The organism is Pseudonocardia sp. OZ21, from assembly GCF_059359135.1.
In genome coordinates, this window is the sequence record NZ_JCADBN010000006.1 from 149719 (window position 1) to 162133 (window position 12415).

Annotated in this window: 11 protein-coding genes; all 11 read right to left on the reverse strand. The window is 71.2% G+C overall.

From position 1 onward, the window contains the following. Positions 1–23: 23 nt before the first annotated feature. The 11 genes from AC5L35_RS16570 to AC5L35_RS16620 all read right to left on the reverse strand — a co-directional run bounded on the left by AC5L35_RS16570 (position 24) and on the right by AC5L35_RS16620 (position 12362). Positions 24–1247 carry an MCE family protein gene (locus AC5L35_RS16570; protein WP_495060529.1) on the reverse strand — a complete coding sequence of 408 codons (1224 nt, stop codon included), beginning with the start codon at positions 1245–1247 and terminating at the stop codon, positions 24–26. Further along, positions 1244–2521, reverse strand: coding sequence for an MCE family protein (locus AC5L35_RS16575; RefSeq protein WP_495060530.1), 1278 nt, complete (start codon positions 2519–2521; stop codon positions 1244–1246). The genes AC5L35_RS16570 and AC5L35_RS16575 overlap by 4 nt, the downstream gene beginning before the upstream one ends. Beyond that, a complete protein-coding gene (locus AC5L35_RS16580; RefSeq protein ID WP_495060531.1) occupies positions 2521–3723 on the reverse strand; it encodes an MCE family protein in 1203 nt (400 codons plus the stop codon). The genes AC5L35_RS16575 and AC5L35_RS16580 overlap by 1 nt, the downstream gene beginning before the upstream one ends. Then, positions 3723–4688: an MCE family protein gene (locus AC5L35_RS16585; RefSeq protein ID WP_495060532.1), complete on the reverse strand. Its 966-nt coding sequence runs from the start codon at positions 4686–4688 to the stop codon at positions 3723–3725. The genes AC5L35_RS16580 and AC5L35_RS16585 overlap by 1 nt, the downstream gene beginning before the upstream one ends. Next, on the reverse strand, positions 4688–5836 hold the full coding sequence (locus AC5L35_RS16590) for an MCE family protein (protein WP_495060533.1): 1149 nt from the start codon (positions 5834–5836) through the stop codon (positions 4688–4690). The genes AC5L35_RS16585 and AC5L35_RS16590 overlap by 1 nt, the downstream gene beginning before the upstream one ends. Then, positions 5833–7152, reverse strand: coding sequence for an MCE family protein (locus AC5L35_RS16595; protein WP_495060534.1), 1320 nt, complete (start codon positions 7150–7152; stop codon positions 5833–5835). The genes AC5L35_RS16590 and AC5L35_RS16595 overlap by 4 nt, the downstream gene beginning before the upstream one ends. Before the next feature lie 16 nt (positions 7153–7168). After that, positions 7169–8008 carry an MlaE family ABC transporter permease gene (locus AC5L35_RS16600; protein WP_169399972.1) on the reverse strand — a complete coding sequence of 280 codons (840 nt, stop codon included), beginning with the start codon at positions 8006–8008 and terminating at the stop codon, positions 7169–7171. Between the two features lies 1 nt (position 8009). Further along, entirely contained in the window at positions 8010–8789 is a 780-nt protein-coding gene (locus AC5L35_RS16605) for an MlaE family ABC transporter permease (protein WP_169399971.1), read from the reverse strand. A gap of 10 nt (positions 8790–8799) precedes the next feature. Then, positions 8800–10002 carry an ABC transporter ATP-binding protein gene (locus tag AC5L35_RS16610; RefSeq protein ID WP_495060535.1) on the reverse strand — a complete coding sequence of 401 codons (1203 nt, stop codon included), beginning with the start codon at positions 10000–10002 and terminating at the stop codon, positions 8800–8802. A 243-nt stretch (positions 10003–10245) separates the two neighbouring features. Next, positions 10246–11220, reverse strand: coding sequence for a R2-like ligand-binding oxidase (locus tag AC5L35_RS16615; RefSeq protein ID WP_495060536.1), 975 nt, complete (start codon positions 11218–11220; stop codon positions 10246–10248). A 32-nt stretch (positions 11221–11252) separates the two neighbouring features. Then, positions 11253–12362 (reverse strand): NDMA-dependent alcohol dehydrogenase, encoded by a 1110-nt coding sequence (locus AC5L35_RS16620; RefSeq protein WP_495060537.1) that lies wholly within the window; start codon positions 12360–12362, stop codon positions 11253–11255. Between the last annotated feature and the right edge of the window lie 53 nt (positions 12363–12415).

Genomic DNA, 12415 nt, shown 5'->3' on the forward strand with positions numbered 1-12415 from the left:
ACCTCCAGCCGTCGGGGGACGGGTCAGCCGAGCAGGATCTGGGCCGGGGAGCTCAGTGGCGGAGTGGAGTCGACGGGCGCCGATCCGGCAGGCAGCGGCCCCGTGGGCCCGACCTGGGCGTCGGCGGGTGCCTGCGGGGTGGCCGCGCGCGGCACGTTCTGTGCGCCACGGACGTTGATGGGGCTCCCGGGGGGTTCCGCGCAGTAGGCGTCCTCGTTGAGCGGGACCGGCTCGACGTCGCCACCGGCGCGGTGCTGGGTGCCCTCGTAGCCCTGGGCGCACGGGTACGGGTCGAAGACGTTCACCGCGAGACCGAGATGGCCGGTGCCGTCGCCGGGCAGGGCGCTGTAGCCGTTGGACGCCACTCCGGGATAGGTGACCAGCAGCTGGCGCAAGGCGTCCTGGCGCGGCTCGGCCACCCGCGAGACCGTGAGCAGGTCGGCGACGAGCTGCGAGAGCCCGGGGCCGCTCTCCTGCAGCAGGCCGACCACCTCGTTCGACACGTCCGGGCCGGTGACGAGCAACCGGCGCAGGTCCGGGTCCGAGGTCTTCAGTTGCTCGGCGAGCAGCGCGAGGTCGTGGCTGAAGCTCTGGAACGAGCCGGCGACGTCGTTCTGCGTGGTGAGGACGGTGCGGCCGTCGCGGATCAGCGCCAGCGTCTGCGGCATGGCGTCGACGGCATCGCCGGTGAACGCGTTGGTGGTGTCGAGGATCTTCTGCAAGGGCTGTGCGGTGCCGTCGAAGGCGGTGCCGAGCTGGTCGACCACGGTGCGCAGGGAGTCCAGCGGTACCGAGCGGACGAAGTCGTCGAGGCTCACGACGAGGTCCTCGATCGGTACCGGGGTGCTGGTCCGGGACACCGGGATGACCGATCCGGCGGCGAGCACCGGGCCCGCGTCGGTGGTGGGCTGCAGGTCGACGTACTGCTCGCCGATCGCGGAGAGGTTGTGCACCGCGGCGTCGAGGTCGGCCGGGATGGGCGGGGCGCTGCGGTCGATGTCGAGCCGCGCCTCGACGCCGTCGGGGGTCAGGGTCAGCGGGCCGACGCGGCCGACGGAGACGCCGCGGTAGGTGACGTCGGCGCCGGTGAAGATGCCCCCGGACTGGGCCAGCTGCAGGCGCACGGGGTAGGTCGTGGTGCCGAACAGGTCGCCGAACCCGGCGTAGCGGAACCCCGCGTATCCGACGCCGAGAGCTGTGACCAGGAAGAATGCGATGAGCTGGAGCCGTACCGTCCGGGTGATCATCTGTTGCCCCCGAGAAGACCACCGAGCAGTCCGCCGTCCTCGGTGGGCTCCGGGGTGTCGGTCGGTGGGACCGGTGAGCCGGAGGTCGGGGACTCGCCCACCCGCCCGGGCAGCGGCAGCGGCAACGGACCGTCGTCGCCGAGCAGCGGGAACTGCGGGAGCGCGGGACCGGTGGGGCCCAGCAGGGGGCCGAGCAGCTCGGACGTGGGCGGCAGCCCGGGGATCGGGCCGTCCGGGCCGGGGAAGGGCTGGTTGGACCGTGCGAGGTTCGCCAGGATGTGGCCGAGGTCGAGGTCGGCGCGGATGTAGAGGTTGACGTAGTCGCCCGCGAAGCCCTCCACCGAGCCGTCGGTGAACGGGAAGCTCGGCAGGATCTCCAGCGAGTTGACCAGGTCGGGGCCGGACTCGGCCAGCTTGCCCAGGGTGGGCTGCAACAGCTTCAGGTCGGCGAGCACGTCGTCCCGGCTGCGGTTGATCACGTCGGTGGCCACGCCGGAGAGCCGGTCGAGGGCCTGCAGCATGTCGACGAGCTGCCCGCGCTGGGCCTCCAGCTCCTCGAGGCCGGGCGCGAGGTCGTCCAACGCGGTCTCGATCTGGCCCCGGCGGTCGTTCAGCGTCGACGACAGGCGGTTGATCTCGTCGAGCGCACGGGTGATCTCGGTCTTCCGGTCGTCCAGTGCGCCGACCAGGTTGTCCAGGTCGTCGAGCAGCGCGCGGATCTCCGGCTCGTTGCCGGTGAGGGCCTTGTTGAGCTCGCTGGAGATGGTGCGGATCTGCGCGATGCCACCGCCGTTGAGCAGCAGCGACAGCGCGCCGAGCACCTCCTCCACCTCGGCTCCCCTGCTGGTGCGGGCGAGCGGGATGGTGGCATCGTCGGCGATCCTCGGCGGCGTGGGCGTACCGGTGGCCTCCTGGGGCGCGGCGAGCTCCACGAACTTCTCTCCGAGCAGGCTCGTGGTCCGGATCCGGGCCAGCGCGTCGGCGGGCAGCTCGACGTCACGGTTGACGAGCACGCTCACCATGGCCGTCCAGGTCGGGCCGACGGTGATGTCGGTGACCGTGCCGACCGGGACGTCGTCGACCTTCACCAGCGACTGCGGTACCAGGTCGACGACGTCGGAGAACTCGATGGTGAGCCGGTACGGGTCGGAGCCGAGGGCCGCGCCTCCCGGCAGGTCGACGCCGCGCAGGCCGCCGGAGAGCACCCCGCAGCCGCTGGTGAGCAGCGCGACCGCGGTGGCGAGCGCGACGAGCCGGAGGCCGGTGCGGCGCATCACCTACCACCTCCCGACGGCCGGGGTGCCGGGTCGGTGGGCAGCGCCAGCCCGGGCACCGGTGGCGCCTGGCCGGACTGCAGCGCCGTGAGCACCTGGGCGGCGCTGGGCAGCGGCACCGCACCGGACAGCACGGGCTCCAGCTGGGAGCACGTGTCGGCGAGGTCCGGTGGCAGGTCGGCAGGCGTGCCGCGCTTCAGTGCCTGGCAGATCAGCACGATCGGCGGTAGCGACAGCTCGTTGACGTCGGCCCGGGTGTCGAGGGTGCCGGACGAGCCGTTGTAGGTGTTGGCGAGGTTGGACAGGCCTGCCGGGGCGACGTCGAGGATCTCGGCCAGCGCCTTCTGCTGCTTGACCAGCACCGCCGTGACGTCGGTGAGCTTGTCGACGTTGGACTGCAGGGAAGCCCGGTTGTCGCGCACGAAGTCCGCCACCTCGCCGAGAGCGATCGACAGCTCCGAGACGGCGGTGCCGAGATCGCCACGCTCGTCGGCCAGGAAGCCCGAGACGTCCGCGAGCCTGCCGTTGAACTCCCGCACCTGGTCGTCGTTCTCGGCGAGCATGGACGTGAACTTCTGCAGCTCGGTGACGGTGCCGAAGAGGTCGTCGCGCGAGCTCGCCAGCGTGCCGGACAGCTCACCGAGGTTGCGGATCGTGTCGTTGATCTGCTGTCCGTTGCCGTCCAGGTTCTCCGCTCCGACGTCGAGCACGTCGGACAGTGCCCCCTTCGCGTTGACGCCGTTCGGCCCCAGCGCGTTCGCGAGGTCGGTGGCCGCGCGGGTGAGGTCGTCCACCCCGAGTGGGACGGCGGTGCGCTCGCGCGTGATGACGGCCCCGTCGGCCAGTTCGGGTCCGCTCGACCAGGTGGGGGTGAGCTGGACGTAGCGGCCGGTGACCAGGCTGGGCGAGACCACCACGGCGCGCACGTCGGCCGGCAGCTTGAGCGCGCTGTCGGTGATCCGCATCTCCACCCGAACCTGGGTGCCCTGCGGCTCGACCTCGGTGATCGTGCCGACCGGCACGCCGAGCACCCGCACGGAGTTGTCCTCGAACAGGGCGGCGGCCGAGGTGAAGTAGGCGGTGACCAGCCGCCCGGGCGGCTGGAGCACGAGGTAGAGCCCGCCGGCGAACAGCACGGCCACCACGGCGGCCAGCGCGGTGAACTGCAGCTGGCGGCGGTCGGTTTCGGTGGGCCCCGTCATCAGCACCCCCCCGGGTTGATCGGGCCGACGGTCGGCGGCACCAGCCCGCAGACGTAGTTGTCGAACCAGCGGCCGTTGCCGACGGCGTTGGTGAAGAGCCGCACGAACACCGCCTCGAGCCGCAGCCCGTTGTCGAGGGAGTCGCGGTTGCGCTGCAGCAGCGCCGCCACCCGGTCGAGCTGCTCCAGGGTGGGCCGCAGCTGGTCGCGGTTGTCGGCCACCAGGCCCCGCAGCTGCTCCGACAGCTCGCGCGTGCCGTCCAGCAGCGCGCTGATCGCCTGCTTGCGCTTCTGGATCTCGGCGAGCAGGAGGTTGCCGTCCGAGAGCAGCTTCTCGAACTCGTCGTTCCGGTCGGCCAGCACGCCGGACAGGTTGTGGGTGCCTGCGAGCAGCTTGTGGATCTCGTCGTCGCGGCTGGCGATCGTGGTGGAGAGACGCGACAGGCCGTCCAGCGCGCCGCGGACCTCGGGCGCGGTGTCCCGGAAGGTGTCCGCGAGCGTGTCCAGGCTCTGCGCCAGCTGCCTGGTGTCGAGCTGGTCGATCGTGCCGGAGAGCCCGTCGAAGGCCTCCACCACGTCGAACGGGGACGCGGTGCGGGCCAGCGGGATCACCGCGTCGGGGGCGAGCGCGTTGTCCCCCTGCGGGTCCAGTGCCAGGTACTTCGCGCCGAGCAACGTCTTGATCTCGATGGAGGCGGAGGTGCGGTCGCCCACCCAGGCGTCGGAAACCGTGAAACTGACGAGAACCCGGTCGCCCGCCAGCTCGACCGACCCGACGCGGCCGGCCTCGACGCCCGCGATCGTCACGAGGTCACCCGAGGTGAGGCCGGCGGCCTCGCTGAACTCGGCCCGGTAGGAGGTGCCGCCGCCGAAGAGCTGGGGTGCGTTGAACGCGGCGACGACGACGAGCACGATCACCAGCAGGCCGATCACCGCGGTCCGCACCGGGTTGCGCTGCTCGGACATCAGCGGTCTCCCGGCAACGACAACGCGGGGGGCAGTGCGGGGAGAGCCGCCGGTCCGGCGGCGGCCGGCGGGATGCCCCCGAGCAGCGCGGGCTGCTGGCCCTGCACGCCGTCGGGGTCCGGGCCGCACCGCGGCGAGGCGCTGCTGAAGGCCGGGATCTCGGCCGTCGGGAGGTAGGGCTCCAGCCCGACGGAGCCGGTGAGGCCGCACAGGTAGAACTGGAACCAGCTGCCGTAGCTGCCCGCCCGGGAGACCGTCTCCAGCTTCCCCGGCAGGTTCAGCAGCGTCTGCTCCAGCTTGGGCGCCTGGTCGTTCAGGTTGCCGGCCAGGTCGCCGAGTACGGCGATGTCCTGGCGCAGTGCGGGCCGCCCCTCCTCGACGAAACCGGACGTGACCGTGGTCAGCTTGCCGATCGACACGATCGCGTCCCCGATCGGCTTGCGGTCTTCGGCGAGGCCAGAGACGAGCGCCTGCAGGGAGCTGATCAGGCCCGACAGCTCCTGGTCGCGCGAGTTGACCGTGTCGAGCACCGCGTTGAGGTTGTCGATGACCTGCCCGATCACCTCGTCGCGGTCGGCGAGGGTGTTGGTCAGCGACGACGTGCTCGCGAGCAGGCTCTGCACCGTGCCGCCCTGCCCCTGCAGGACCTGGATGATCTCGAAGGACAGCTGGTTGACCTGCTGCGGGTCGAGTGCCGCGAACAAGGGCTTGAACCCGTTGAACAGGGTGGTGAGGTTCAGCGGCGGCCGGGTGCGGTCCAGGGGGATCGTCCCGCCCGCGGGCAGTGTCGCGCCGGTGGGCCCGGTGCCCAGCGCCAGCGACAGGAAGCGCTGGCCGATCAGGTTGCGATAGAGGATCGCCGCGGTCGCCGACGCGGGGATCCGCTGGTCACGCGCGACGCTGAAGGCCACCTCCGCGACCCGCCGGTCGACGATCCGGACGTCGTCGACGGTGCCGACCACCACCCCCGCGATCCGGACGTCGTCGCCGGGCAGGAGGCCGGACGCGTCGGTGAAGCGCGCCGTGTAGGACGTGTGCTCTCCCGGCGAGGCGTTCGCGATGGTCAGCGCCAGGACCGTGGTGGCCAGCGCGACCACGACCGTCAGGACGGTGAACTTGATCAGCGGCCCGAACGGGATCCGGTTCACGTCAACGCCACCTCGGTCCCGCGGTAGAGCGGGCCGACCAGCATGCTGCTCCAGCCCGGCACCGCGGCGGGCGCCGAGCCGTCACGGGCGGCCGTGAGCTCGGCGACGATCTGCTGCTCGCCCGGGGAGTTGGGCAGGCCCATCCCGGTGTATCCGGCCGGACCGTCCGAGAACGCGGTGGGGATCGCGCCGAAGTCCGCCGCGCTGCCCTTGGGCGAGCCTGCCGGCACGGGCGGCGGCTTCGACCCGTCCTTGAACGCTCCGCCCGGCGGCTGCTGCGGGCCGAGCGGCAGGATCGGGTAGCAGCGCGGGCCCCGGTCGTCGAGGTAGCGCGGTTCGTCCTGGTCGGGCACGTACTTGCCGTTGTTGTTGACGATCTCGAGCGTGACGTGGAGCCCCGGTTTGTCGGTGCCCACCCCGAACGCCTCGTCGACACGCGGCACGAGCCCGGCGAGCTGCCCGAACAGGCACGGGAACTCCGGCGCATACCGCGCCAGGCTCTCCAGCGTGGGCCGGCTCGACGCGGCCAGCCCGATCAGGTTCTCGCGGTTGGCCACGAGGAACCCGCGCAGGTCGTCCGAGGCATGGGTGACGCCCGTGAGCAGGTCGTTGAGCTGCTGGCGCTGCTCCACGATCGTGCGGCTCGTGACGCTGAAGTCGTCGAGCGCGTCGAGCAGGTCGGGGGCGGCCTGGTTCAGGTTCCCCGCGAAGTCGGCGAGCTGGGTGATGTCCTCCTGCAGGTCGGGGACCGCGGGGCGCAGACCGCCGGTGAGCTTCTGCAGCTGTACCAGCGTCGTGCCGAGGTCCTCCCCGCGACCGGACAGTGCCTGCGACAGCGCACCCAGGGTGGTCGCGAGGTCCTGCGGTTCCACGGCCTGCAGGAGCGGGAGCAGCCCGTCGAGCACCCGCTCCACCTCGCGCGCCGCCGCGCTGCGGTCCTGGGGGATGACGTCACCCGCGGCCAGCGGCGGACCCGCCGCCCCGCTCGGCGGCACGAGCGACACGTACCGCTCCCCGAACAGGGTCTTGGGGATCAGGCGCGCCGAGACGCCGCGCGGGATCTGCGCGATCTTGTCCCGGTCCAGGGCCAGCTGCACCGTCGCACCGGAGCCGTCCGTGCTCACCGACCGCACCGTGCCGACGTTGAGCCCGCGCACCTTCACGTCCGCCCGCGGGACGAGCTGGGTGCCCACCCGGTCCACCTTCAGCGTCACCGGCACGTCGTCGGAGAAGGCACCGGCGTAGCTGCCGACGGCGAGCCCGGCCATCGCGAGCAGCACCACGACGAACGCGAGCCCCTGCAGCCTGCGCTTCACGACGTTCCCCCTGCGGTCATCCGGCCACGCTCACGGACGTCGAGGTGCCGTAGATGACGAGCGTGAGGAAGAAGTCGAGGATCGCGGTGCTGACGATCGACAGGCGCACCGCGCGCCCGACGGCGATGCCGACGCCCGCAGGGCCGCCCTTGGCGTTGTAGCCGTAGTGGCAGTGGATCAGGATGATCACGACGGCGAAGACGATCACCTTGAGGTACGAGTACAGCACGTCGCTGACCGGCAGGAACAGATCGAAGTAGTGGTCGTACGTGCCGCCGGGCAGGTCGTTGATCAGCGTGACGTTGAGCCGGGAGGCACCGAAGCTCGCCAGCAGTCCGATGGTGTACATCGGGATGATCGCGAGCACCCCGGCGATCACGCGCGTGGTGATGAGGAACGGCACGCTGGGCACCGCCATCACCTCCAGCGCGTCGACCTCCTCGGAGATCCGCATCGCGCCCAGCTGGGCGGTGAACCCGGCACCGAGGGTGGCGGTGAGCGCGGCCGACGCGACGAGCGGGGCGATGTCGCGCGTGTTGAAGTAGGCCGTGATGAAGCCGGTGAGCGCCTCGACCCCGAGCGAGTCCAGCGCGCGGAAGCCCTGCAGACCCACCAGGCTGCCGACGAACAGCGACAGCGACAGCATGACGCCTGCCGTGCCGAGGATGACGATCAGCGCGCCGGAGCCGAAGCTCACCTCGGCCAGCAGCCGGGCGATCTCCGCTCGGTAGCGGCGCAGCGTGCGCGGGATCCACACGATCGCGCGGGCGTAGAGCGAGAGCTGCTCGCCCAGCTCGTCGAGCACGTGCAGCGGTGCGTCGAGCACGCGGCGGGCCCTGCCGTTCAGCAACGCCACGTCACGACCCCTTCGGCGGGACGAGCTCGAGGTACAGCGACGTCAGCACCAGGTTGATCAGGAACACCAGCACGAACGAGATGACCACGGACTGGTTCACGGCGTCCCCGACGCCCTTCGGCCCGGGCGGCGGGTTGAGCCCCCGGAACGCGGCGACGACGCCTGCGGTGAAGCCGAACAGCGCCGCCTTGATCTCGCTCACCACGATGTCGGAGACCTGCGCGATCGCGGAGAAGCTCGCGATGTACGCACCCGGGGTGCCGCCCTGCACCACGACGTTGAAGAAGTAGCCGCCGCCGACACCCACCACCGTGGCCAGCCCGTTGAGCACCACCGCCGTGGTGGCCATCGCGAGCACCCGGGGAACGACGAGCCGCTGGATCGGCGAGATGCCCAGCACCTCCATCGCGGCGATCTCCTCGCGGATCGTCCGCGCCCCGAGGTCGGCACACACCGCGCTGCCGCCTGCCCCGGAGATCAGCAGCGCCGTGACGATCGGGGCGGCCTGCTGGACGATCGCGAGCACGCTGCCCGCACCGGTCTGGCTCTGCGCGCCGAACTGGCGGGTGAGGTCGGCCAGCAGCAGCGCGATCGTGGCGCCGAAGGGGATGGTGAACAGGGCGGTGGGGAGCGCGGAGACCTTGGTGACGAACCAGGTCTGCTCGATGTACTCACGCAGCTGGAACGGTGGCCGGAAGATGTTGCGCACCACGTCGACGCCGAGTCCGAAGAGCCGACCGACCGGGGTGAGAGCGCGCGTGATCGGGGCGGGTGAGGTCATCGTCGCCGTCTCAGTGCCGGTGCCGGCCGGGGCCGGCGGAGGGGGGCGGGCTGTCCGGGCGCGACGGCGAGGCGCCGCCCTGGTCACCGCCGCCGTAGCCGGGGTCGAAGGCGTCGAAGCCGTCGGACTCGGGGCCGTACCCCGGCGCCCGTGGCGGATAGCCCGGCACCGGGGCGCTCTGCCGCCGCCACCTCCTCGACGAGGGCGGCGTTGCGGCCGGCGGCTCGGCGGGGCGTCGTAGGGGCAGCGGGTCCTCGGCGTAGCTCTCCCGGATCGCCTGCTGGGCGGCGGGGGGAAGCGTGTGGAGCATCTGCAGCACCCGCTCCCGGCGCCTGCCGACGGCCTTGCGCTCCGCGACGCCAGGACTCGGCTGCAGCTGTGGCTTCAGCGGCGGCAGGCCTGCGAGCTCCCCCGCCTCCTCCATCTCCCGGGCCGCCTGGGCGGTGTCCTTCTCCTCCGACATGCCGATCGGCCCCTCCCTGCGCCCGTTCAGGAACTGGGAGACCACCGGCTCCTCGGACGTCAGCAGCACCTCGCGTGGCCCGAACATCGCGAGGTGCTTGCGGTAGAGCATCCCGATGTTGTCCGGCACGGTCTGCGCGGTGTTGATGTCGTGGGTGACGATCAGGAACGTCGAGTCGGTCTGCGCGTTGAGGTCGATGATCAGCTGGTTCAGGTAGGCGGTGCGCACCGGGTCGAGCCCGGAGTCCGGCTCGTCGAACAGGATGATCTCCGGGTCGAGCACCAGCGCCCGCGCCAGCCCGGCCCGCTTGCGCATGCCGCCGGAGATCTCGCCGGGAAGCTTCCGCTCGTCACCGGTGAGGCCGACCATCTCCATCTTCTCCGCGACGATGTCGCGGATCTGCGCCTCGGACTTCTTGGTGTGCTCCCGCAGCGGGAACGCGATGTTGTCGTAGAGGTTCATCGAACCGAACAGCGCGCCGTCCTGGAACAGCACCCCGAACAGCTTGCGCAGCTCGTAGAGCCGCGACTCGGAGCAGCGCACGAGGTCGGTGTCGTGGATGACGATCGAGCCCCGCTCCGGCTTCAGCAGACCGATGAGGGTCTTGAGGAACACCGACTTGCCGGTGCCGGACGGGCCGAGGAGCACCGACACCTCACCGGGCGGCAGCGTGAGGGTCACGTCGGACCAGATGTTGGCGCGGCCGAAGGACTTCGACAGCCCTTCCACCTTGACCTCGACGCCGGTCATCGGTGCCTCCAGACCTTCTCATCGGGAGCGGGCCGACCCGGCTGAAGGGGCCGGCCGGCTGCCCACGATGGGTCAACGAGACCTCGTGACGTCGGTTACTCGCTGGTCATATCCTGTGAACGGGTTGCTCCGTACGGACGTATCAGCGTCAACCATCCGCCGGAACTCGGGCACGGTACGCCATGGTCATCCTCGCGAATCACCCGGCCGGGGGGCTCCCGACCGGGTGCTACCGGGAGCCGGTCAGACGGCGGCAAGGGGGCTGTTCGCGAGATCCTCGGCGTGGAACCGTTCCTCCAGATGTTCGGGCGCGGTGTCGACGTCGATGGCTCGCACGTCCGCCCCCCGCGCCGACTCGATGGCGCCGAGCCTGCGTCCGAGCTTGTCCATCGCGTACTCGGCCAGCTCGTTCAGATCCACGGCGAACGGTGGCTCCTCGCCCTCGAACTCCTCGAAGGTGTGGGTGACCACGCCCATCGCGGGCACGAGCAGCTCCTGCATCCGCTCGTCCACCGCGTCCCACAGGCTGTCGTCGGCGGCGACGTGCCTGCGGCAGGTGAACGTCCCCCAGGCCATGTGCCGCCGCTCGTCGTCGCCGATGAGCTTGATGACCTGCTGCATGCCGGGCAGGATCCCGCGGCTGGAGCACACCTTCGCCCACGCGAAGTAGCCGGTGAGCGCGAGCGTGCCCTCGACGATGTGGTTGTAGGTGACCGAGGCCCGGATCTGGTTACGCGGCGACGGGTCGTCGGCGAGCGCATGCAGGCTCTCCGGGAGCCGGCGCGCGAAGATCTCCATGTAGTGGGGGTTCGACTCGACGTGCGAGTGCAGGTCGTCGGTGATCCCGACGGCGTCGAACCACCGGCGGAACGCCTCGGTGTGCTTGGCCTCCTCGTACACGAACTGGGTCAGGTACATCTCGTCGGCGATGCGGCCCTCGGCCGCCATCGCCGCCACGAAGGGCTGCAGGTCGACGGTGACCGACTCCTCGCCCGCCAGGAACTGCGCGGCGAGCGTGCAGGTCCACCAGCGCTCGTGTTCGGTCATGTCGGCGACGTCGCGCGCGTCCTGGCTGAAGTCGATGTCGGCCGGGTTCCAGTGCCGCGCGTTGCCCTTCGTGAACAGCCGCATCGGCAACGAGTCGAAGTTGAGCCCGCCACGCTGCAGCGTGGCGAACGCGGTACGCCTGCCGTGCTCCGTCGATCGACCGTCGGTCACCGTCAGCTCCTTTGCTGTGGTCCCTGCCTGGATCAGTACCGGATGACGCCACGGATGTTGCGGCCCTCGCGCATGTCCTGGTAGCCCGTGTTGATCTCGTCGAGCGCATACGTCCTGGTCACCAGCTCCTCCAGCTTCAGCTGGCCCAGCCGGTGCAGCTCCAGCAGGCGCGGCACGTCGTGCTGGGCGTTGGAGCTGCCGTACAGCGCACCCCGGATCTGCTTCTCGTAGAGGGTGAGCTCGAGCAGCGAGAGCGACGCCGTGTCCTCGTCGGGGTGGCCGAGCGCCGTGACGACCACCCGGCCGCGCTTGCCGACGAGCTGCAGCGCGGGCTGGAGGTAGCTCCCCTCGGCCACGCCGGTGGTCAGGATGGCGGCGTCGGCGAGCCGGCCACGCGTCAGCTCGGAGACCGTCGCCCATGCCTCGTCCATGTCGGCCGCCACGTGGGTGGCCCCCAGCTCCAGCGCCTTCTCCCGCTTGAACTCCACGGGGTCGACGGCCATCACGTACCGGCAGCCCGCCAGCTTCGCGCCCTGCACGGCGTTGGCGCCGATCCCGCCGACCCCGATGACGACGGCCGTGTCACCGACCCGGAGGTCGGCCGTACGGACCGCCGAGCCGACCCCGGTGGTGACCCCGCAGCCGACGAGCGCGGCGAGCTCCAGCGGGATGCCCTCGTCGATCCTCACGACGGACTTGACCGGCACCACGGTGTGCCGCGCGAACGTGCCCAGCAGGCACATCTGCCCGAGGTCCGCACCGCTCGCGTCGTGGAAGCGGTAGGTGCCGTCGAGCTGCGGACCGAGCATCGCGCCCGCGCCGTCGTTGCACAGGGAGGTGAAGCCCTGCGCGCAGTAGCTGCACCGGCCGCACGAGGGCAGGAAGGTCATCACGACGGGGTCGCCCGCCTCCACCTCGGTGACGCCGGCGCCGACCTGGAGCACCCGCCCGGAGCCCTCGTGCCCCCCGACCATCGGGAACGCGGCGGGCAGGTCGCCCGTGACCATGTGCTCGTCGGAGTGGCACAGCCCGCTCGCGACCAGCTCCACCAGCACCTCGCCAGGGCCGGGAGGGTCGAGCTCGACCTCCTCGACCTCCCACTTGCCGCCCAGCTCCCGGAGTACCGCTGCCGTGGTCTTCATGCGGGCAGCATGGCGTGGATCACTGCACGCCGCACCGGGCCACGGGTTCCTGC